Annotated in this window: 17 protein-coding genes; 15 read left to right on the forward strand and 2 right to left on the reverse strand. The window is 71.1% G+C overall.

Features of this window, described 5'->3' with window-relative positions; translation table 11 throughout:
- Positions 1-24 precede the first annotated feature (24 nt).
- The 6 genes from ACOZ38_RS16365 to pssA all read left to right on the forward strand — a co-directional run bounded on the left by ACOZ38_RS16365 (position 25) and on the right by pssA (position 6633).
- Entirely contained in the window at positions 25-891 is an 867-nt protein-coding gene (locus tag ACOZ38_RS16365; RefSeq protein WP_424531570.1) for a hypothetical protein, read from the forward strand.
- A 10-nt stretch (positions 892-901) separates the two neighbouring features.
- The gene (gene murJ / locus ACOZ38_RS16370; protein WP_424531572.1) at positions 902-2677 is read left to right on the forward strand and encodes a murein biosynthesis integral membrane protein MurJ; all 1776 of its coding nucleotides are present in this window, start codon (positions 902-904) and stop codon (positions 2675-2677) included.
- On the forward strand, positions 2670-3761 hold the full coding sequence (locus ACOZ38_RS16375) for a glycosyltransferase family 4 protein (RefSeq protein WP_424531574.1): 1092 nt from the start codon (positions 2670-2672) through the stop codon (positions 3759-3761). The genes murJ and ACOZ38_RS16375 overlap by 8 nt, the downstream gene beginning before the upstream one ends.
- Before the next feature lie 293 nt (positions 3762-4054).
- Positions 4055-5038: a TerC family protein gene (locus ACOZ38_RS16380; protein WP_405147735.1), complete on the forward strand. Its 984-nt coding sequence runs from the start codon at positions 4055-4057 to the stop codon at positions 5036-5038.
- Positions 5039-5159: 121 nt separating this feature from the next.
- Entirely contained in the window at positions 5160-5807 is a 648-nt protein-coding gene (locus ACOZ38_RS16385) for a phosphatidylserine decarboxylase (RefSeq protein WP_424531576.1), read from the forward strand.
- The gene (pssA, locus tag ACOZ38_RS16390; protein ID WP_405147737.1) at positions 5794-6633 is read left to right on the forward strand and encodes a CDP-diacylglycerol--serine O-phosphatidyltransferase; all 840 of its coding nucleotides are present in this window, start codon (positions 5794-5796) and stop codon (positions 6631-6633) included. The genes ACOZ38_RS16385 and pssA overlap by 14 nt, the downstream gene beginning before the upstream one ends.
- Positions 6634-6706: 73 nt before the next feature.
- Here pssA and ACOZ38_RS16395 read toward each other — a convergent pair whose 3' ends face one another.
- Positions 6707-7351 carry an MBL fold metallo-hydrolase gene (locus ACOZ38_RS16395; protein ID WP_405147739.1) on the reverse strand — a complete coding sequence of 215 codons (645 nt, stop codon included), beginning with the start codon at positions 7349-7351 and terminating at the stop codon, positions 6707-6709.
- Positions 7348-8127, reverse strand: coding sequence for a maleylpyruvate isomerase family mycothiol-dependent enzyme (locus tag ACOZ38_RS16400; protein WP_424531579.1), 780 nt, complete (start codon positions 8125-8127; stop codon positions 7348-7350). Before ACOZ38_RS16400 ends, ACOZ38_RS16395 begins: the two co-directional genes overlap by 4 nt.
- A gap of 206 nt (positions 8128-8333) precedes the next feature.
- Here ACOZ38_RS16400 and uvrA point away from each other — a divergent pair, with 206 nt between their 5' ends.
- The 9 genes from uvrA (at position 8334) to ACOZ38_RS16445 (ending at position 21744) form a co-directional block, all read left to right on the forward strand.
- Positions 8334-11174, forward strand: coding sequence for an excinuclease ABC subunit UvrA (gene uvrA, locus ACOZ38_RS16405; RefSeq protein WP_405147742.1), 2841 nt, complete (start codon positions 8334-8336; stop codon positions 11172-11174).
- 567 nt (positions 11175-11741) lie between these two features.
- Positions 11742-12212, forward strand: a complete 471-nt coding sequence (locus ACOZ38_RS16410) for a Rieske (2Fe-2S) protein (protein WP_424531580.1) — start codon at positions 11742-11744, stop codon at positions 12210-12212.
- Positions 12213-12433: 221 nt separating this feature from the next.
- On the forward strand, positions 12434-13987 hold the full coding sequence (locus tag ACOZ38_RS16415) for a 6-pyruvoyl-tetrahydropterin synthase-related protein (RefSeq protein ID WP_424531581.1): 1554 nt from the start codon (positions 12434-12436) through the stop codon (positions 13985-13987).
- Between the two features lie 33 nt (positions 13988-14020).
- Positions 14021-15913 carry an excinuclease ABC subunit UvrC gene (uvrC, locus tag ACOZ38_RS16420; RefSeq protein ID WP_424537025.1) on the forward strand — a complete coding sequence of 631 codons (1893 nt, stop codon included), beginning with the start codon at positions 14021-14023 and terminating at the stop codon, positions 15911-15913.
- Positions 15914-15993: 80 nt separating this feature from the next.
- Complete coding sequence (gene rapZ / locus ACOZ38_RS16425; protein ID WP_424537026.1) at positions 15994-16857, forward strand: RNase adapter RapZ; 864 nt, start codon at positions 15994-15996, stop codon at positions 16855-16857.
- Positions 16858-17237: 380 nt separating this feature from the next.
- Positions 17238-18155, forward strand: a complete 918-nt coding sequence (locus ACOZ38_RS16430) for a gluconeogenesis factor YvcK family protein (RefSeq protein ID WP_424537027.1) — start codon at positions 17238-17240, stop codon at positions 18153-18155.
- Between the two features lie 138 nt (positions 18156-18293).
- Positions 18294-19274, forward strand: a complete 981-nt coding sequence (gene whiA, locus ACOZ38_RS16435; RefSeq protein WP_248965560.1) for a DNA-binding protein WhiA — start codon at positions 18294-18296, stop codon at positions 19272-19274.
- Positions 19275-19552: 278 nt separating this feature from the next.
- On the forward strand, positions 19553-20557 hold the full coding sequence (gene gap / locus ACOZ38_RS16440) for a type I glyceraldehyde-3-phosphate dehydrogenase (protein ID WP_424531583.1): 1005 nt from the start codon (positions 19553-19555) through the stop codon (positions 20555-20557).
- Complete coding sequence (locus ACOZ38_RS16445; protein WP_424531585.1) at positions 20557-21744, forward strand: phosphoglycerate kinase; 1188 nt, start codon at positions 20557-20559, stop codon at positions 21742-21744. The genes gap and ACOZ38_RS16445 overlap by 1 nt, the downstream gene beginning before the upstream one ends.
- Position 21745: the final 1 nt, after the last annotated feature.

Raw genomic sequence — 21745 nt, forward strand, 5'->3', positions numbered from 1 at the left:
CTTTCCGACTAAGAGGGATCTGCTGTGGCCCATCGCTCCTGGCTCGGCGCCCTGGCGGGCGCGGCCCTCGGCGCCGTCGCGGCCCGCGCGGCCTACGCCGCGTTCACCCGCCGTCCGCCGATCGGCGACGAGAAGACCTGGACGCGCACCAACCACCGCGGTGAGCCGATCACCCTGCTCGAAGGTCCCGCCTTCGTGGCGGGTGCGGGAGCCGCGGCGGTCCTCGCTCCCGGCCTACCCGCGCGGGCGCGCGCCGCGGCCGTGCTCGCCTGCGTGGGCAGCGGCGCGCTCGGCGCGTACGACGACCTGCGCGGCGCCACCTCGTCCAAGGGCTTCAAGGGCCACCTGACGGCGCTGGCGCGCGGCGAGGTGACCAGCGGCGCGGTGAAGATCCTCGGCATCGGGGCGGCGGGCCTGGTGGCCGCGGCGCTCCTGCCCGGCGACCAGAGGGGCTCCGGGGGGCGGGCCGTGGACACCCTGCTCAACGGCGCGCTGATCGCCGGGAGCGCCAACCTGGCGAACCTTTTCGACCTGCGTCCCGGCCGCGCCATCAAGGTCGGCCTGCTGACCGGCGCGCCCCTGCTCGTGGCCTCCCTGGCGAAGGGCGCCCCGGCGGGCGCCGCGCTCACCGCCGTGCCGATCGGCGCGGGGCTCGCCCTGCTGCCGGAGGATTTGGGCGAGCGGGCGATGCTCGGCGACGCGGGAGCCAACGCGCTCGGCGCCCTGCTCGGGGTGGCCGCGGTCACGGGGCTGCGGCGCCCGTCCCGCCTCGTCGTGCTCGGAACGGTCGCGGCGCTCACCGCCGCCTCCGAGAAGGTCAGCTTCACCAAGGTCATCGCCGGCAACCCGGCGCTCCACCGTCTCGACATGCTGGGCCGCCGCCCCGCATGATCCGACGGGCATGATGATCAGACGGGTGGGCCAGGGCGTCGCCGCGGCGGCGGTCCTGATCGGGGTCATCACGATCCTGGCCAGGGTGGTCGGTTTCGCCAAGCAGCTGGTGCTCGCCCGCACGGTCGGCACGAACTGCCTGGCCACGGCCTACTTCACGGCCAACCAGGTGCCGAACATCGTCTTCGAGGTCGTCGTGGGGGGCGCGCTGGCCGGCATGGTCGTGCCCGTGCTCGCCGGAGCGGCGTCCCGCTCGCTCGCCCCTGACGTCGGCGTGCGCGTACCGGCCGGGGCCACGGGCGGTGCTCCGGCGGAGGCCGGCGAGGGCGCCGCCGAGGCGGCGCGGGCCAGGGCCGAGGTCGGATGGACCACCTCCGCCCTGCTCACCTGGGTGCTGGTGCTGCTCGTGCCGCTGGGCGTCGTCACCGCCCTCGCCGCGCATCCGGTGATCGAGCTGTTCGCCGGCGAGGTGAAGGGGTGCGCCACCGGCGACCTCACGGCCGTCGCCGCCCGCATGCTGGCAGTCTTCGCGCCGCAGATCCCGCTGTACGGCCTGGCGGTGGTGCTGTACGGCGTGCTGCAGGCCCATCGGAGGTTCACCGGCCCCGCCGTGGCCCCGCTGGTGTCCAGCCTGGTGGTGATCTTCGCCTACCTCGCCTTCGTGCCGCTCAGCGAGGACGTCAAGGCGCCCCTGTCGGCCGTTCCGCGCCCCGCCGAGCTCGCGCTTTCTGTGGGCACGACCCTGGGCGTCCTCGCGCTGGTGGTCACCGTGATCGGGCCGTCCTCGCGGCTCGGGCTCCGGCTGAGACCCACCCTGCGCTTCCCCGAGGGCGTCGCCGCCCGCGTACGCCGCCTCGCCGTGGCGGGGCTGAGCGCCCTGGTGGCCCAGCAGGCGGCCATGGCCCTGGTGGTCTGGCTCGCCAACCGCCAGGTCGGCGCGGGAGGGCTGGCCGGCTACAACTACGCGTGGGCGATCTACCAGGTGCCCTACGCCGTGCTCGCGGTGCCCATCGCGACGAGCGTGTTCCCCGCGCTGTCCGCGCGCGCCGAGCGCGGGGACGCGGACGGCTTCGCGGCCCTGTCCGCGCAGACCACCCGGGCCGTCGTGCTGGTCTCGGGGCTCGCCGCGGGCGCGCTCGCGGCCGTCGCGGCCCCGGTGGCGGCGGTGTTCGTCGACGGCATGGCCAGCGACGTCTCCGCCGGGCAGCTCGCCAGGTCCATCGCGCTCTTCGCCCCGGGGCTGATCGGATACGGGCTGATCGCCCACCTGAGCCGTGTCCTGTACGCCGACGGCAAGGGCAGGGCGGCCGCCGCGGGCATGGTGACCGGCTGGCTGGTGGTCATGGTGGCGCAGACCGTCTTCGTGCTGGCGTTCCCCGGCCCGTGGAAGCTCGGTGGCCTCGCCCTCGGCAGCGCGGCCGGTATGACCGCCGGAGGGGCGCTGCTGCTGGTGGCGGTCGCCCGCACGCGGGGCGCGAGGGCGCTTGCGGGCGTCGTGCGCGCGTCGCTCGCCGCCGTGCTCGGAGGCGGGGCGGGTTTCCTCGCGGGGCTCTGGATCACCTCGCTCCTGAGCGTCCGCGGACCGGTCGCCAACGTGGGCGTGGCCGCGCTGGCAGGTCTCGCGGCCGTGACGGTGTCCCTGGCCGTCGCGCTCGTGGTAGACAGGCGCGACCTGGCCTCGGTGCTCTCCCGCGCGCGAAGGACGGGCCCGGAGGGTGATCCGGGGAGGGGTGGGGCCGGGCAGGTCCCGGACGACCGACGGGGAAGGAACGACGGCGATGGCTGAGGCGGCGCGGCGCGTTGTCCTGGTGCTCGGCACCAGCGCGGGCGGGGTGGGGCGGCACGTGCGGATGCTCGCCGGTGGGCTGGCCCGCGAGGGACGCCAGGTCGTCGTGGCGGGTCCGGCGAGCACGGACGAGGCGTTCGGGTTCTCGGAGGTCGCCCGTTTCGCGGAGGTGCCCATCTCCGACCGGCCGCGCCCTCTGAGCGACCTGAGCGCCGTGGAGCGCCTGAGGAGGGTGACGTCCGGGGCGCAGGTCGTGCACGCCCACGGGCTGCGCGCCGGAGCGCTGGCCGCACTCGCCCTGGCGGGCCGCCGTACCGGCCTGGTGGTCACCCTGCACAACGCCCTGACCGCTACAGGGGCGATTGGCGCGATATATGGGCTTTTGGAGCGCATTGTCGCGAAAAGGGCTGATCAGGTGTTGGTCGTCGCGCCTGATCTGGGGGAGCGGATGCGCGCCCGCGGCGCGCGTCGCGTCGCGGACGCCGTCGTCCCCGCGCCACCTCTCGATCCGCCCGGGAGAACGGTCGCGGAGGTCCGCACGGAGCTGGCGCCGGGGGACCGGCCGATCTTGCTCACCATCGCCAGGCTGGCCCAGCAGAAGGGCCTGGAGACGCTGCTGGACGCCGCGAGGGGTCCCTACGCCGGTGCCGTCCCGCTGTTCGCCGTCGCGGGGGAGGGGCCCCTGCGCGGCGCCCTCCAGGCGCGCATCGACGCCGAAGGGCTGCCCGTACGGTTGCTGGGCGATCGCGCCGACGTGGCCGACCTGCTCCAGGCGGCCGGCGCCCTGGTCGTGCCGAGCCGGTGGGAGGGGCAGCCGCTGAACGTGCAGGAGGCGCTGAGGGCGGGGGTGCCGATCATCGCGACGGCGGTCGGCGGCATCCCCGGCATGGTGGGCGACGCCGCCCTGCTGGTGCCGCCGGGAGACGCGGCGGCCCTGCGGCGGGAGATCGCGAGGTTGCTCGCCGACCCCGGCCTGGCCGAGCGCCTCTCCGCGGCGGCCGGGGCACGTCCGCTGCCGGACGAGGAGGCCGCGCTCCGCGCGGTGCGCGAGGTGTACGAAGCGCTCCCGGGCGCCGGACGCTGAAGGGTCCGGGCCCGGTCACGTCCGTGGTCGCGGGGCCGCACGCCCCGCCGGCGTCCCGGCCCGTGCCCTGCTGGACGGGCGCGCCGTCCGGGAAGCCCCGGTGTCGCGCAAAGGCTGATTAGGTAAGGCTTATGTGCTCGCCTATACTCCTCCTCTGAGGGGGGGAGTATCCCTTCGCGACAGCCTCGTCATCACGGTACGTCCCTTACGGCGTGCCCGGGGCTGCCGGTCCGAGGCCTCAGGGCGCGGGCGGGAGAGACCTCCGGCACTTTGACGCGGGCCGGAGGTTTGTCTTGGACGTATCCCTGTGGGCATGGGCGGCGGTCATCGGCGGGTTGCTGGTGGTTCTCGCCGTAGACCTGTGGATCGTCGACAGGGGTGAGCCCCGAGAGTTCTCGATGCGCCAGGCCGGTTTCTGGGTCGGCTTCTACGTCGGGCTGGCGGTGCTGTTCGGCATCGGGCTGCTCGCCGTCGAGGGTGTGGACAAGGCCGGTGAGTTCTTCGCCGGCTATCTCACCGAATACAGTCTGAGCGTCGACAACCTGTTCGTGTTCTACATCATCATGGGCCGGTTCGCGGTTCCCAAGATTTACCAGCACAAGGTTCTTCTCGTCGGCGTGCTGATGGCCCTGGTGATGCGCGGCGTCTTCATCCTCGTGGGCGCCGCCGCCCTGGAGCGCTTTGGCTGGTTGTTCTACGTGTTCGGCGCGTTCCTCATCTACACCGCGGTCAACATGCTGCGCGGGCACGACGAGGAGGAGTTCAAGGAGAACCTCCTTCTGCGCTGGGTGCGCCGCATCTTCCCGACCACCGACGGCTTCGTCGGCTCCAAGATCACCGCTCGGGTGGGCGGGCGCCGCATGGTGACCCCCATGCTGATCGTGATGATCGCCATCGGCACCACCGACCTGCTGTTCGCCCTCGACTCGATCCCGGCGATCTTCGGCCTCACCAAGGACGCCTTCATCGTCTTCACCGCGAACGCGTTCGCCCTGATGGGACTGCGTCAGCTGTACTTCCTGCTTGGTGGTCTGCTGCAGCGGTTGGTCTACATCAGCTACGGTCTGTCGTTCATTTTGGGCTTCATCGGGGTTAAGCTCATCCTGGAGGCCTTGCACACCAGTGGTGTCTCCTGGGCGCCGGAAGTGCCGATCTGGGTCTCCCTCTCGGTCATCGGCGTCACGATGGTGGTCACCACCGTGGCCAGCCTCATCAAGGCCAGGCGTGACAAGAAGGCCGGCGAAGCCACCGCCCCGGCGAAGGTGTCCCAGGGGTAGTGAATTGGTGCTTGCAGCGATTTGCTTGTCTCGTATTGCTATGTAACGGCGGCGAGATGGGTAACATTCGGCGACAAGTCACAATCCGGTCTCTGGCCGCAAACATCACAAAAGGTTCCCAGTGTCCAACGATTCGCCAAGCCACAGTCGCCGCCGCGTACGGCTGGCACGTGGCGTTTCCCCCTGGCTGGTTCCCACGGTCGCAGCCGCCGCCATCTCGGTGGCGCTGGCCCGGCGGTCCCGCCCGTGGGTGCTCGCGGCGGCTCCGCTGACCGCTCTCACAGGCGCCATGCTGTGGTTCTTCCGCGACCCCGACCGCGACCTCGGCACCGGGCTGGTGCTGAGCCCGGCCGACGGCGTGGTCCAGAGCATCGACCCCCAGCCGGACGGGCGCACACGTGTCGCGATCTTCATGAGCCCGCTGAACGTCCACGTGAACCGCGCGCCGCTCGACGGCACGGTCACCTCGACGCGGCATGTGGCGGGTGGCTTCAAGCCCGCGTTCAACAAGGACAGCGACCAGAACGAGCGGGTCGTCTGGCACTTCGACACGGCACTGGGCGACATCGAGCTCGTGCAGATCGCCGGAGCCGTGGCGCGACGCATCGTGCCCTACCTCGGCGCGGGTGCCAAGGTCTCGCGGGGGGAGCGGATCGGGCTGATCCGCTTCGGCTCGCGGGTGGACATCTACCTTCCAGAAGGGATCGCCCCAGCGGTGCGCGTTGGGCAGCGGACTACGGCAGGAGTGACTCGCATTGACCACGGCTGACGCAGGCTGGTCCATGGAGGGCGTGGACGAGGACGAAGAACCACGGGGACCCGTCGGGAAGGCGTTCCGGCTCTCCGCCGCTGACTCGCTCTCCCTGGGCAACGCGATCTGCGGCTTCCTGGCCGTCTGCGTTCTGGCGTGGTCGGCGATCACGCAGCTCCAGCAGTCGCGTGAGTTCCATCCCGACCCCAGGTACTTCGCCACCGCCGTGGTGCTGCTGCTGATCGGTGCCACCTGTGACCTGTTCGACGGGCTGGTGGCCAGGAGGTTCAGGGCCTCGGCCATGGGGGCCGAGCTCGACAACCTCGCCGACGTGATCAGCTTCGGCTTCGCCCCCGCCTTCATGGTGGTGGCCTGGGCGGGCTTCTCCCAGAAGCTCCCGCTGTGGCTGGTGCTCTGCGCCGCCGTCTCCGTCCTCGGGGCGGGCGTCGTACGGCTGGCGCGCTTCGCCTGCGTGAAGACCAAGAGCGGCGACTTCATGGGCCTGCCCATCCCCATGGGCGCCATGACCGTCGTGTCGATCGTGCTGCTGTTCGAGCCGTCGTACTTCACCGTGGTGGGCATCTTCGCGGTGGCCTGGCTCATGGTCAGCCGCATTGAGTACCCCAAGCCGAAGGGTAACCTCGCGGCGGTCGTGCTGGCCTGGATCATGGTCAACGTCGCCTGCCTCATCATCTGGGCGGCCGACCTGACCGGCGGCGACCTGCTCATCCAGATCGGCGCGTCCATGCAGATCGCGCTGGTGTCGGCCATTCCGCTGCGCGTGCTGATGTTCAAGCGCGAGCAGCGCAAGGAGCGCAAGGAGACCGAGGCCGCCGTCCGGTGATCCTGTTCCCGGCCTGCTGAGACGGCCCGGTCCCCCTGGGGGGCCGGGCCGTCTCGCGTCTTCGCCCAGAGGCCTACCAGCCCCGGGCGCGCCACTCGGGCAGGGAGGGGCGCTCGGCTCCGAGGGTGGTGTCCTTGCCGTGGCCGGGATACACCCAGGTCTCGTCGGGAAGCCGGTCGAAGACCCGCTCCACCACATCGGTGTAGAGCCGCTCGAACCGGGCGGGGTCGCGCTGGGTGTTGCCGACTCCTCCGGGAAAGAGCGAGTCGCCGGTGAACAGGTGGGAGTCCTGGTAGAGCAGGGCGATCGACCCAGGGGTGTGGCCGCGCAGGTGGATCACGTCGAGCGTGACCACCCCCACGGTGACCTTGCCGCCGTGCTCCACGGGCTGGGTGACCGGCACGGGCAGGCCCGGCGCGTCCAGCGGGTGGGCGACGGTCTCGGCTCCGGTGGCCTTCGCCACCTCGGCCAGGGCCATCCAGTGGTCCTGGTGCTGATGGGTCGTGATGATCTTGCTGATCGGCAGGTCGCCGACCAGGTCGAGCAGCCTGCCTGCGTCGGCTGCCGCGTCGATCAGCACGCCGTCGCCGGTCTCACGGCATCTGAGCAGGTAGGCGTTGTTGCCGAAGTCGCCGACCTCGATCTTGCTGATGGTCAGGTCGGGCAGCTCGCGCACGTCGGCGGGACCGTCGGCGGTCACATCACCGGTATAGGTCATGGGTACTCCTCAGGTGGTGTCGCCGGAAGGCCGGGCGGTGCCGGCATGGTCAGCCACGGCGGCGCCGCCGGCGGCTTCTCGGCCAGCCTAAGCCCCGGGCTGGTCCCGCCGCCCGCCTCCCCGGTGCCCCCGTCCGGGAGGCGGCCCGTCAGCCAGGCGAGCACGGCCGGGGGCGGCCCCTCCACCACGGGGCCCTCGCCGAGGCCCGTCCAGCTCCGGTCGCCGGCGTGGACCGCGCTGACGGTGCTCTCGGCGTACGGCCAGCCCGCCATCGCGTCGTGGAGCTCGCGCAGGACGAACTCCTCTGGCCAGTCGGCCCAGGTGTAGCCGGCTCCCAGGTCGGCGTGGTGGATCTCGACCTCCCGGATACGGCGTGCGAGCAGGTACCAGGCGGGGTGATCGGGCGGCCGCATGCCCCGCACGGCGGCGGCCCACGCCTGCGGCGGCATCGTGGCGAACGCGGCGCCGAGCCGGGCCGCGCTGTCTGCCAGGTCGGCGTGCTGCTCGGCGATCGGCCTGCCGGCGCCTTCGGCTATCTCGGCCTCCCGGGCGCCGGGCGTTGGGTACTGTGGGGTGTACACACCCGTCTTGGCCCAGGTCACCAGGTTGATGTGGCTGTCCGCGTTGCGCGCGACGTGGGTGAGCACGTGGCCGCGGGTCCAGCCCGCAAGCAGGGAGGGGGCCGTGACGTCCGCGTCCGAGAGCGTGGCCGCGGTGGCGAGCATCCGGTTCGTGGCCGCGGTGAGCTCGGCCTGAAGGTCGTCGAGAACGGTCATGCACGTCATCATCGCTCCACACGGGCCCGCTCGCGCGGGTGCTCTCCGTACGCGCCGGCCTTTCCCCGCCGGCGGCCCTCGGGGACGCCGGTGCCCTCGCCGGAGCGGAAGAAAACTGTCGGACCCCGTCGTTAGAGTGGCGGCGACTAGTCAGAGGTGGCCAGTTCCGGCTGCCGTGGATCGCAACCCAACATGAGAGATCTGCTGTGGCCGACCGCTTGATCGTTCGTGGCGCCCGCGAACACAACCTCAAGGACGTCTCGCTTGACCTGCCGCGAGACGCCCTCATCGTCTTCACCGGGCTCTCCGGCTCGGGTAAGTCCAGCCTGGCCTTCGACACCATCTTCGCCGAGGGTCAGCGGCGCTATGTCGAGTCGCTCTCGTCCTACGCCAGGCAGTTCCTCGGGCAGATGGACAAGCCCGACGTCGACTTCATCGAGGGCCTGTCGCCGGCCGTCTCCATCGACCAGAAGTCGACCTCCCGCAACCCCCGCTCCACCGTCGGCACGATCACCGAGGTCTACGACTACCTGCGCCTTCTGTGGGCGCGCATCGGCAAGCCCCACTGCCCGGCCTGTGGCCGCCCCATCGCCAGGCAGACCCCGCAGCAGATCGTCGACCGCGTCCTGGAGCTCCCCGAGGGCACCCGGTTCCAGGTGATCGCCCCGGTGATCCGCGGGCGCAAGGGGGAGTACGCCGAGCTGTTCCGCGAGCTGCAGACCAAGGGCTTCGCGCGCGCCCGCGTCGACGGCACGGTCGTCCGGCTGGAGGAGCCGCCGACCCTGAAGAAGTACGAGAAGCACGACATCGAGGTCATCGTCGACCGCCTCTCGGTCAAGGACGGCGCGCGCCGGCGCCTCACCGACTCGGTGGAGACCGCGCTCGGGCTGTCGGGCGGCACGATCACGCTCGACTTCGTCGACCTCCCCGAGGACGACCCGGGTCGCGAGCGGTTCTACTCCGAGCACCTCTACTGCCCCTACGACGACCTGTCGTTCGAGGAGCTCGAGCCGCGCTCCTTCTCGTTCAACTCGCCCTTCGGCGCGTGCCCCGACTGCACCGGCCTCGGCACCCGCATGGAGGTCGACCCCGACCTCGTGGTGCCCGACCCCGAGAAGTCCCTCGGCGACGGCGCCATCTCCCCGTGGTCGGGCGGCCACACCAGCGACTACTTCATCCGCCTGGTCGAGGCCCTCGGCCACGCGATGGGGTTCGACCTCGACACCGCCTGGGAGCGGCTGCCCAAGCCGGCGCAGAAGGCCCTGCTGCGCGGCCACGACGAGCAGGTCCACGTCCGCTACAGCAACCGCTACGGCAGGCAGCGCTCCTACTACACGACCTTCGAGGGCGTGATCCCGTGGGTGCAGCGGCGGCACGCCGAGGCCGAGAGCGACTCCACGCGCGAGCGGTTCGAGGGCTTCATGCGGGAGATCCCCTGCCCCACCTGCAAGGGCGCCCGCCTCAAGCCCGTCTCGCTCGCGGTCACGGTCAGCGACTCCTCCATCGCCGAGGTGTCGGGCATGTCGATCGGCGAGTGCGCCAAGTTCCTCGGGGGGCTCACCCTCTCCGAGCGTGACAGCCACATCGCCGAGCGGGTCGTCAAGGAGATCAACGCCCGGCTGGGCTTCCTGCTCGACGTCGGCCTCGACTACCTCACCCTCGACCGCGCGGCGGGCACGCTCGCCGGAGGAGAGGCCCAGCGCATCCGGCTGGCCACCCAGATCGGCTCGGGCCTGGTGGGCGTGCTGTACGTCCTCGACGAGCCGTCGATCGGCCTGCACCAGCGCGACAACCAGCGGCTGCTCGACACGCTGATCCGCCTGCGCGACATGGGCAACACGCTCATCGTCGTCGAGCACGACGAGGACACCATCGCCGCCGCCGACTGGGTGGTCGACATCGGTCCCGGCGCGGGCGAGCACGGCGGCCAGGTCGTGGTGTCCGGCACCGTGGAAGACCTGCTCGCCAGTGAGCACTCCCTGACCGGCGCCTACATCTCCGGGCGCAGGAGCATCGACCTGCCCGCCAGCAGGCGCAAGCGCGACTCCAAGCGCAAGCTCGTGGTCAAGGGCGCCCGCGAGCACAACCTCAAGGGCGTCGACGTCGAGTTCCCGCTGGGCGTGTTCACCGCGGTGACCGGAGTGTCGGGCTCGGGCAAGTCCACGCTGGTCAACGACATCCTGTACAACGCCCTGGCCAAGGAGCTCAACGGCGCGAAGACCGTGCCAGGCAGGCACTCCCGGGTCACCGGCACCGACCAGGTCGACAAGGTCGTCCATGTCGACCAGAGCCCGATCGGCCGCACGCCGAGGTCCAACCCCGCGACCTACACCGGGGTGTTCGACCACGTCCGCAAGCTGTTCGCGCAGACGACCGAGGCGAAGATCCGCGGCTACCTTCCCGGCCGGTTCAGCTTCAACGTCAAGGGCGGGCGCTGTGAGGCGTGCTCGGGCGACGGCACCATCAAGATCGAGATGAACTTCCTCCCCGACGTCTACGTCCCGTGCGAGGTCTGCCACGGCGCCCGTTACAACCGGGAGACCCTGGAGGTCCACTACAAGGGCAAGACGATCTCCGAGGTCCTCGACATGTCGATCGAGGAGGCGCTGGAGTTCTTCGACGCGATCCCGGCGATCAAGCGGCACCTGAAGACCCTCAACGACGTCGGCCTCGGGTACGTCCGGCTGGGCCAGCCGGCGACCACCCTGTCCGGCGGCGAGGCGCAGCGGGTCAAGCTCGCCTCCGAGCTCCAGCGGCGGTCCACGGGCCGCACCGTCTACGTGCTCGACGAGCCGACCACCGGCCTCCACTTCGAGGACATCCGCAAGCTGCTGGGCGTGCTCGGCCGCCTGGTCGACAGCGGCAACACGGTGATCGTGATCGAGCACAACCTCGACGTCATCAAGACCTCCGACTGGGTGATCGACATGGGTCCCGAGGGCGGCTCCCGCGGTGGGCTCGTGCTCGCCACCGGCACGCCCGAGCAGGTCGCCCGCATCGAGGACAGCCACACCGGCCGCTTCCTCAGCAAGATCCTCGGAGGCTGATCTCCCTCACTCCTCACCCCTCACACCACGCCGCCCGGCCCCATAACGGCCACGGGGGGCTGCGGCGTGGCCGGGGGGGCGGGGGGCCGGGGCCGGGTCGAGAGCGCGCGGGCTGTGACGGCGCGGTCGGTCACGGCCGTACGGGGTGCGGCGGCGTGGCCGGGTTTGGTCAGGGCCGTACGGGGTGTGACGGCGCGGCCGGGTTTGGTCAGGGCCGTACGGGTGTGAAGGCGCGGTGGGGCTTGGTCGGGGCTGTACGGGTGTGACGGCGTGGTGGGGGCTTGGTCGGGGCTGTACGGGTGTGACGGCGCGATGGGGGGTTGGTCAGGGCCGTACCGGTTGTGGCGGCGGAGTCGGGGTTGGTCAGGGCTGGCCGCACCTGGGTTGTGGCGGTGTGGGGCGGCTGCGGGGCTGTCGGGGAGTTCGATCATGGGGTGGGTTCAAGGTTCGTTTGACCTGCGCGTTATGCGTAATTGTTCATACTCCCCTGGTTACCTGTCGCCGCATGCTGAACCAAGTCGCGGTGCGAGCCGTAGCAGCAGATAACAGACCTCTAGGAAGGCAAACATGACGGACACGGATACGACACGGCGTGCGGTTATGCTCGGCGCGAGTGGTGCCGGCCTGGCCGTGGTGCTGACCGCGTGTAGCGGATATGACGCGGCGACCACGGCCGGCAGTGGAGATTCCTCCTCGGACTCCGCCCCGGCGTCCTCCGCCGGGGACGCCGCGGGCGACGCGGCGGCCGGCTCCAGCGGTCTGGCGAAGACGAGCGACATCCCCAAGGGTGGCGGCAAGATCTTCAAGAAGGAGAAGATCGTCGTCACGCAGCCCAACGACGGTGAGTTCAAGGCGTTCAGCGCCATCTGCACCCACCAGGGATGCCCGGTCGCCTCAATTTCCGACGGCACCATCAACTGCCCCTGCCACGGCAGCAAGTTCAGCATCGCCGACGGTTCGGTCTCCAACGGCCCGGCGAGCGAGCCGCTGGCCGAGAAGCAGATCAAGGTCGAGGGCGGCTCCATCAGCCTCGCCTGAGTCGTCTCCGGAACGGCCTCGCGAACGGGCGGGGGTGCGGGGCACCGGCCCCGCACCCCCGCCCTCGCTGCGAGAACCCCCCAAGAGGGGGGAGATGGCGGCCCGGTGCCCGTGTGGTCCGCGGGTCGGTTCAGTGGGGCGTGTGAGGCTTTGCGGGACATTGACCTCTGGCGGACAGGTCCTCCCGGGCGGATGTGATCGCATGCGCTGTGGGAGAAGCCATGCGCGTGCGCGGCGGGGGGTACCTGCTGCTGTCGGTGATCGTGTCGGCCTGGTCGGTGCTCGTCGCCGGCAGGCATGCCTGGACGGGCGACTGGCATCTCCACGTGGCCACAGTCCGGGCCCTGGCGCATCATCCGCTGGCGCCCGAGGACCCGCTGGTGGGCGGGCAGGTGGGGAGCCCCTACTTCACGCCGTACACGTTGCTGCTGGCCCTCGTCTCGCGGATGACCGGGCTGACGCCGGAGGCCGTCCTTTCGTGCGCGGGCGTGGCGAACGCCGGGCTGCTGCTGTGGGGGTTGCGCGTGTTCTGCCGCCGCCTCGGCGACCGGACGGCGACGGCCGTACTCGCCGTGGTCTTCGTCCTGCTGCTCTGGGGGACGCGGCCCTTCGCGTGGAGCGGGTTCCCGCCGATGGCCTCGCTGTCGTTCACCCAGCCCTATCCGTCCACCCTCGCGCTGGCGCTCATGCCGCCGTGCTGGGCGTTCATGCTGCGCTTCCGGGAGGAGGGCCGCCCGTCCGACCTGGTGCGCCTGGCCGTGCTCGCGGCGCTGATCCTGCTGGTGCACCCCTTCACCGCCGCCGAGACGGCCTTCGTGGCCGCCGCCTTCCTGCTCGCCCGGCCGCGGGCCTGGACCAGGGGACGCCTGATCGCGCTCGCGTGCGCGGGCATCGGCGCCCTCGCCCTGGCGGCGCTCTGGCCGTACGCCGAGCTCTCGGCGCTGGCACGGGCGGGATCCGGCTTCTCGCGGATCCACTCGACGCTCGTCGCGAACGCCTTCGGGAAGTACTGGCTGGTCCTGGTGGGGATACCGGCCCTGTGGTTCGGCAGGCGGCTGCCGCTCGGGCGAGAGCTGGCCGTGGGATTCGCGGCAGGGACGGCGGTGGTGACCGTCGCGGTGCTCCTCGGAAGGTATGAGTTCACCAGGCTCATCCCGGTCGTCGCACTGATGTCCCAGTTTGCCGTCGCACGCTGCCTGGGGGACCGGCTGGCGGGCTGGAGGCCGTACGGCGCCGTCGCGGCCACGGCGTGCGTGGCCGGCCTGTTCGGCGCGGCGCCGGGGATCGCCCGCGCGCTGCCGCCGGGCGTCCCGGCGGACCTGGTCCCGGCCAGGGTGACCGAGCACTGGCCGGGCGGCAGGATCGACCACCGCGCCGAGTTCGCCCGGCCGTACGTGCGTGACGGCGACGTCGTGATGGCCAGGCGCGCCGCCGCCACCCGCACGCTCGTGGGATGGGGGGTGCGCGCGGTCGCCCCGCCCTACCCTTATCCGTTCGTCGCGGACGAGACGGCGCGCCGCACGGCGCAGCGGCGCATGTTCGCGCGCGCCACCCCGCCGGACGAGCGGCTGGCCCTCGCCGACAGGTACGGCGTGCGATGCCTGCTCGGCCGCCGGCCGCCCGAGGTGCCCGGGTTCGTCCCGGTGGCCGCCTCCGGCCGCGAAACGCTGCTCTGCAGGCCCCGAGTCGCCAGGGCCCGGGCAGGGATCTTCACCCCCTCTGTCACGCCCCTATGGCGTGCTGGATCGCCCTATTCTGTCGGCGGGTCCGGATAGGCTTTCAGTGTGGCAAGACCCGCGAACAGCCCCCTGAGTTTTCGCCCCGAGCCGGGGTCGATCCCCGAGTCCCCGGGCGTCTACCGCTTCAGGGACGCCCAGGGCCGGGTCATCTATGTCGGCAAGGCCAAGAGCCTTCGGCAGCGCCTCAACTCCTACTTCGCCGACTTCGCGAGCCTGCATCCGCGCACCCAGACGATGCTCACCTCCGCCGAGGGCGTCGACTGGACCGTCGTCGGCACCGAGGTCGAGGCCCTCCAGCTCGAATACTCGTGGATCAAGGAGTTCGACCCCCGGTTCAACGTCAAATACCGGGACGACAAGTCCTATCCCTTCCTCGCCGTCACGATGGGCGACGCCTTCCCCCGGGTGCAGGTCCTGCGCGGCGCCAAGCGCAAGGGCACCCGCTACTTCGGGCCCTACTCCCACGCCTGGGCGATCCGCGAGACCGTCGATCTTCTGCTCCGGGTGTTCCCCGTGCGCACCTGCTCGGCGGGGGTGTTCAAGCGCGCCGGGCAGATCGGGCGGCCGTGCCTGCTGGGGTATATCGACAAGTGCTCCGCCCCGTGCGTCGGCCGGGTGACCGAGGATGAGCACCGCCGGCTCGCTGAGGACTTCTGCGACTTCATGGCGGGCAACACCACCCGTTTCATCAAGCGGCTCGAGCGCGACATGCGCGAGGCCGCCTCCGCCGAGGAGTACGAGCGGGCCGCGCGGCTCCGCGACGACATCCAGGCGCTCCAGCGTGCCCTCGAGAAGCAGGCCGTGGTGCTCGGTGAGGGCACCGACTGTGACGTGGTCGCGCTCGCCGAAGACCCGCTGGAGGCCGCCGTCCAGGTCTTCTACGTGCGCGGAGGCCGCATCCGCGGCCAGCGCGGCTGGGTCGTCGACAAGGTGGAGGAGCCCTCCCCGGGCGAGCTGGTGGAGCACTTCCTGCTGCAGATGTACGGCGAGGCCTCTCCCGAGGCGGTGCCGCGCGAGGTCCTGGTGGCGGCACTCCCGCCCGAGGTCGACGCCGTCGCCGAGCTGCTCACCGAGCAGCGGGGGTCGCGGGTCGAGGTGCGGGTTCCCCAGCGCGGCGACAAGAAGACGCTGATGGAGACCGTCGAGCGCAACGCCAAGGAGTCCCTGGCCCAGCACAAGCTGCGCAGGGCGAGCGATCTCACCACCCGCAGCCGGGCCCTGCAGGAGATCGCCGACGCTCTCGATCTCGACCAGGCGCCGCTGCGCATCGAGTGCTACGACGTGTCCCACCTGATGGGTGACGACGTCGTGGCCTCAATGGTGGTGTTCGAGGACGGCCTCGCCCGCAAGAGCGAGTACCGCCGGTTCGCGATCCGGGGCACGGCCGGGCAGGGCGACGTCGCCTCGATCTACGAAGTGATCTCCCGGCGGTTCAAGCGCCACGTGGAGGAGCGGGCGGCGAGTGGCGAGCTCGATCCCGAGCCCATCGACCCCGAGACGGGCAAGCCGCGCAGGTTCGCGTACCCTCCCAATCTGGTCGTGGTCGACGGCGGCCCGGCTCAGGTGGCGGCGGCGCAGCGGGCCCTCGACGAGCTCGGGGTGGACGACGTCTCGGTGAGCGGGCTGGCGAAGCGGCTCGAGGAGGTGTGGCTTCCAGGCGACGACCAGCCTGTCATCCTGCCCCGGAGCAGCGAAGGGCTCTATCTTCTACAGAGGGTGCGCGATGAGGCTCACCGATTCGCCATCACCTACCATCGATCGAAACGCGCAAAGTCTGTCAAAGAGAGCGCTCTGGACGAGATTCGCGGGCTCGGATCGGCGCGCAAGCAGGCCTTGCTGAAGCGCTTCGGATCCGTCAAACGGTTGCAGGGGGCCTCCGTCGACGAGATCCGCGAGGTTCCTGGCATCGGGCTTTCGACGGCCGAGGCGATCGTTGCGGCGCTGAAGGGGGAGGGAACGTGACCGAGAACACCAGCGGAAACGACAATGACCACGACACCTCACGGTCGCGCTCCGGCGAGCCGCGAGACCGCAAGGGCGCTGTGAGCGACACCGCGTTCGTCATCGTCACCGGCATGTCCGGAGCGGGACGCAGCACGGCGGCCAAGGCCCTGGAAGACCTGGGCTGGTTCGTCATCGACAACCTGCCGCCGGGCATGCTGTTCGCCATGGCCGAGGAGGCCGGGCGGGTCAAGCTCGACACCGACAAGGTCGCCGCCGTCGTCGACGTGCGCAGCCTGGCCTTCACCACCGACCTCAACACCGCCATCGAGGAGCTGGAGGCGCGCGGCGTCGCCGTGCGCGTGGTCTTCCTCGAGGCCAGCGACGAGGAGCTCGTCCGCCGCTTCGAGAACGTCCGTCGCCCGCACCCGCTCCAGGGCGAGGGGCGGCTGGTCGACGGCATCGCGAGGGAGCGCGGCATCCTGCGGGAGGTCCGCGCCAACGCCGACCTGGTCATCGACACGTCCTCGCACAACGTGCACGAGCTGCGAGGCAAGATCGTCTCGTTCTTCGGCGGCGAGGACCGTCCCGGCCTGCGGGTCAACGTCGTGTCCTTCGGGTTCAAGTACGGCCTGCCCGTCGACGCCGATCTGGTGGTCGACTGCAGGTTCCTGCCGAACCCCCACTGGGTGCCCGAGCTGCGCCCCATGAGCGGCCTCGACACCCCCGTGCGGGAGTACGTCCTGAGCCAGCCGGGCGCCAAGGAGTTCCTGGACGCCTACGAGGAGGTTCTCCGCGTCGTCGCCACCGGTTACGTCCGCGAGGGCAAGGGCTACGCCACCCTCGCCGTGGGCTGCACCGGCGGCAAGCACCGGAGCGTGGCCATGTCCGAGCAGATCGGCGCCCGATTGCGCGATCGGGGCATGGAAGTGCAGGTGAGCCATCGGGATGTGGGCCGCGAGTGAGCGATCGAAACGGGGCACCCACGGGCACATCCCGTGGTGAGGCCCCGCCGAGCGGGCGATCAGACACCGATACCGAAGAGGGTGAGCACCCGGGCACTGCCGGGCCGGAGGCCTTCGAGCGGGACGAGATCTCGCCGAGGGAGGCCGGCAGGCGTGAGGAGAAGCCGACCCCGTCGGAGGAGACCGGCGACCATGAGCGGAAGCTGATCCCCGACAAGACCGGTGCACCTGAGGGGAGGCCGACCCCGTCGGAGGAGACCGGTGACCATGAGCGGAAGCCGATCCCAGACAAGACGGGCGCGCCTGAGGGGAAGCCGACCTCGCTGGAGCAGGTCGGGAACGGTGAGGGCAAGCCGGCCCGGGGCGGGCGTGACGTGCGGGTGGTGGCATTCGGTGGTGGACATGGCCTGTACGCGTCCCTGTCGGCCCTGAGGAGGGTTACGGGGGAGTTGACGGCGGTGGTGACCGTCGCCGACGACGGGGGCTCCAGCGGGCGGCTCAGGCGCGAGCTGGGCGTCCTTCCCCCCGGTGACCTGCGCATGGCCCTTGCCGCTCTGTGCGGAGACGACGACTGGGGGCAGACCTGGAGCAAGGTGGTCCAGCACCGCTTCCGCAGCGAGGGCGAGTTACACGGGCACGCCGTCGGCAACCTCTTGATCGTGGCGCTGTGGGAGCTGCTCGACGACCCCGTGGCCGGGCTCGACTGGGTGGGCCGCCTGCTCGGGGCGCACGGCCGGGTGCTGCCGATGGCGTCGGTGCCGATCGACATCGAGGCCGAGGTGGAGCTCGACGGCACGGTGACCGTCGTCCGGGGGCAGGTGGCCTGCGCGGTCACGCCGGGCAACGTCCAGGCGATCTCCCTGGTGCCCGCCGACCCGCCCGCCTGCCCTGAGGCGGTCGAGGCGGTGCGGGGCGCCGACTGGGTCGTGTTCGGCCCGGGGTCGTGGTTCACCAGCGTGCTGCCGCACCTGAAGGTGCCCCAGCTCGCCGAGGCGCTGCACACCACCGCCGCCCGGCGGCTGGTCGCGCTGAACCTGGCTCCGCAGCCGGGGGAGACCGACGGCTTCTCCGCGGAGAAGCACCTGCAGGTGCTGCGCGAGCACGCCCCCGACCTCACGGTCGACGTCGTGCTGGCCGATCACGGGGTGGTGGAGGAGCGTGGCGAGCTGGAGAAGGCGGCCGACGCCCTCGGCGGGCGCCTGGTGCTCGCCGACGTGGCCGCCTCCGACGGCTCGCCGAGGCATGATGCACGACGGCTTGCCTCGGTCCTGGACGAGATTTTCCGTGGGAAGCGTTGATCCTGGTCAGCGCGCCCACGGGGTGCGAGAGACTTGCCGGGGGCCGATGGAGCCGCGTCGGGCGGAGACAACGCCCACGGGGCGCGAGGATGCGGCTTCGACCATGAGACGCGTCTGTTTGGGGGAGGACACAGGCACATGGCCATGACGGGTGTGGTGAAGGACGAGCTGAGCCGGCTTGCGGTGCTGAAGCCTTGCTGCCGCAAGGCCGAGGTGTCGACATTGCTTCGGTTCGCGAGCGGGCTGCACCTTGTGGGCGGGCGCATCGTCATCGAGGCGGAGCTCGACACCAATGTCACCGCTCGACGTCTGATCAAGGACATCGGCGAGGTGTTCGGGCACAAGGCCGAGGTGCTGGTGCTCGCGCCTGCCGGCCTGCGCAAGGGCTCGAGATACGTGGTGCGGGTGTATCGCGACGGCGAGGCGCTGGCCCGCCAGACCGGTTTGATCGACAACCACGGGCGCCCGGTGCGCGGGCTGCCGCGCCAGGTGGTGTCGGGGGCGACGTGCGACGCCGAGGCCGCGTGGCGGGGGGCCTTCCTCGCGCACGGCTCGCTGACGGAGCCCGGCCGCTCGATGTCGCTGGAGGTGACCTGCCCAGGCCCCGAGGCGGCGCTGGCGCTGGTCGGCTCGGCGCGGCGGCTCAAGATCCACGCCAAGGCGCGGGAGGTGCGGGGGGTCGACCGGGTGGTGGTCAGGGACGGCGACGCGATCAGCGCGCTGCTCACCCGCCTCGGGGCCCACGACAGCGTGCTGGCCTGGGAGGAGCGCCGGATGCGCCGCGAGGTGCGCGCCACGGCCCACCGGCTCGCCAACTTCGACGACGCAAACCTGCGCAGGTCGGCCCGTGCGGCGGTGGCCGCGGGGGCCAGGGTCCAGCGCGCGCTGGAGATCCTCGGCGACGACGCCCCCGAGCACCTGGTGATCGCCGGGCGGCTGCGGGTGGAGCACAAGCAGGCGTCGCTGGAGGAGCTCGGCCAGATCGCCGACCCTCCGCTGACCAAGGATGCCATCGCCGGCCGCATCCGGCGGCTGCTCGCCATGGCCGACAAGCGCGCCTCCGACCTCGGTATCGCCAGCACCGACGCCAACCTCACCGCCGAGATGCTGGCCCCGTGACTCCGCCCGGGCCGGTCCCCTGACCGCGTCGGGCGTGACGGCTCGGGGCGGTGGTCCGGTGGTGTGGCCGTGGGCTGGAGTCCGGTCGTCCCCGCGGTGGCGGGGGCCGGGGTGATCGGGTCGCTGAGCTGGGAGGACGTCGTGGAGGGCGGGCGCGCTCCGCAAAGGGGTGAGCCACGTGGTCTACACCAATTATTACCCGGTAGGGTTATCTGAGGTTTCAGCCCGCCACGGCGCCGGCACGAGCCGGCGCACGAAGTTCGAGGAGATCTGTTTCCGTGAGCATCCGCGTAGGCATCAACGGCTTCGGCCGTATCGGCCGCAACTTCTGGCGAGCCGTAGCGGCCAGCGGTAAGGACATCGAGATCGTCGCGGTCAACGACCTGACCGACAACGCCAGCCTTGCCCACCTGCTCAAGTACGACAGCATTCTTGGCCGTCTGCCGTACGAAGTGAAGAGCAGCGCCGACGAGATCACCGTCGACGGCAAGGCGATCAAGGTGTTCGCCGAGCGCGACCCCGCCAAGCTCCCCTGGGGCGAGCTGGGTGTCGACGTGGTCGTGGAGTCCACCGGCCTGTTCACCGACGCCGACAAGGCGCGGGTGCACGCTGAGAACGGCGCCAAGAAGGTGATCATCTCCGCCCCGGCCAAGGGCGAGGACATCACCATCGTCATGGGTGTCAACCATGACAAGTACGACCCCTCGGCGCACACGATCATCTCCAACGCCTCCTGCACGACCAACTGCCTGGCTCCCATGGCAAAGGTCATCAACGACACCTTCGGTATCGAGAAGGGTCTGATGACCACGATCCACGCCTACACCCAGGACCAGAACCTCCAGGACGGCCCCCACAAGGACCTGCGCCGCGCCCGCGCCGCCGCCCTGAACATCGTGCCCACCTCCACCGGCGCCGCCAAGGCGATCGGCCTGGTGCTCCCCGAGCTCAAGGGCAAGCTCGACGGCTTCGCGCTGCGTGTGCCGATCCCCACGGGCTCCGCGACCGACCTGACCGTCGACGTGAGCCGCGACACCTCGGTCGAGGAGGTCAACGCCGCGATCAAGGCCGCCGCCGAGGGCCCGCTGCGCGGTTTCCTCAGCTACACCGAGGACGAGATCGTGTCGTCCGACATCGTCACCGACCCCTCCTCCTGCATCTTCGACGCCGGCCTCACCAAGGTCATCGGCAACCAGGTGAAGGTCGTCGGCTGGTACGACAACGAGTGGGGCTACTCCAACCGCCTCGGCGACCTCATCGAGCTGGTGGGCTCGCAGCTCTGATGCGGACCATCGACTCCCTCGACGTCAAGGGCCGGCGCGTGCTCGTACGCGCCGACCTCAACGTCCCCCTCGACGGGGACGCCATCACCGACGACGGCCGCATCCGCGCCTCGGTCCCGACGATCACCTCGTTGGCCGGGCGCGGGGCGCGGGTGATCGTCTGCGCCCACCTCGGCCGCCCCAAGGGCAAGGTCGCGCCGGAGTTCTCGCTCGCTCCGGTGGCCGCTCGCCTGGGTGAGCTGCTCGGCCGCCCGGTGAAGTTCGCCGAGGACGTCGTCGGTGACTCCGCCAGGAGCACCGCCGAGGGCCTGGCCGACGGGGAGGTCGCCCTCCTTGAGAACCTCCGCTTCGAGCCGGGAGAGGAGTCCAAGGACGACGAGGTGCGCGGCGCGTTCGCGGGCCGGCTGGCCGAGCTCGCCGAGCTCTACGTCGGCGACGGGTTCGGCGCGGTGCACCGCAAGCACGCCAGCGTCTACGACGTGCCCAAGCGTCTCCCGCACGCCGCGGGCGGCCTGGTGGTGGCCGAGGTGGAGGTTCTGAAGAAGCTCACCGAGGAGCCCGCCAGGCCGTACGCCGTGGTGCTCGGCGGCGCCAAGGTCTCCGACAAGCTCGGCGTGATCGCCAACCTGCTCGGCAAGGTCGACCGCCTGATCATCGGCGGCGGCATGGCGTACACCTTCCTCAAGGCCCAGGGCCACGAGGTCGGCAACTCCCTGCTGCAGGCCGACCAGCTCGACCAGGTGCGCGGCTTCATCGCCGAGGCCGACAAGCGCGGCGTCGACCTGGTGCTCCCGGTCGACGTGCTGGCCGCGACGGAGTTCGCCGAGGACGCCGAGCACGAGGTGGTCGAGGCGACGGCGATCCCCGCCGACCGCGAGGGCCTCGACATCGGCCCGAAGACCCGCGAGCTGTTCGCGGGCAAGCTCGCCGACGCCGCGACCGTGTTCTGGAACGGCCCGATGGGCGTGTTCGAGTTCGACGCGTTCGCGGGCGGCACGCGTGCCGTGGCCGAGGCGCTGATCGCCTCGGACGCGTTCACCGTGGTCGGTGGTGGCGACTCCGCCGCCGCCGTGCGTAAGCTCGGTCTCCCCGAGGACGGCTTCTCCCACATCTCCACCGGTGGCGGGGCCAGCCTCGAATACCTTGAGGGCAAGACCCTCCCCGGACTCGCCGCGCTGGAGGACTGAG

The sequence above is a fragment of the Sphaerisporangium viridialbum genome (genome assembly GCF_049674955.1).
Lineage (GTDB): Bacteria > Actinomycetota > Actinomycetes > Streptosporangiales > Streptosporangiaceae > Sphaerisporangium > Sphaerisporangium viridialbum.

Coding starts and splice junctions, on each gene's coding strand:
- murJ (WP_424531572.1), top strand. CDS start 902: ATGATGATCAGACGGGTGGGCCAGGGCGTCGCCGCGGCGGCGGTCCTG.
- ACOZ38_RS16375 (WP_424531574.1), top strand. CDS start 2,670: ATGGCTGAGGCGGCGCGGCGCGTTGTCCTGGTGCTCGGCACCAGCGCG.
- ACOZ38_RS16395 (WP_405147739.1), bottom strand. CDS start 7,351: ATGACCTATACCGGTGATGTGACCGCCGACGGTCCCGCCGACGTGCGC.
- ACOZ38_RS16400 (WP_424531579.1), bottom strand. CDS start 8,127: ATGACCGTTCTCGACGACCTTCAGGCCGAGCTCACCGCGGCCACGAAC.
- ACOZ38_RS16410 (WP_424531580.1), top strand. CDS start 11,742: ATGACGGACACGGATACGACACGGCGTGCGGTTATGCTCGGCGCGAGT.
- ACOZ38_RS16415 (WP_424531581.1), top strand. CDS start 12,434: ATGCGCGTGCGCGGCGGGGGGTACCTGCTGCTGTCGGTGATCGTGTCG.
- whiA (WP_248965560.1), top strand. CDS start 18,294: ATGGCCATGACGGGTGTGGTGAAGGACGAGCTGAGCCGGCTTGCGGTG.
- ACOZ38_RS16445 (WP_424531585.1), top strand. CDS start 20,557: ATGCGGACCATCGACTCCCTCGACGTCAAGGGCCGGCGCGTGCTCGTA.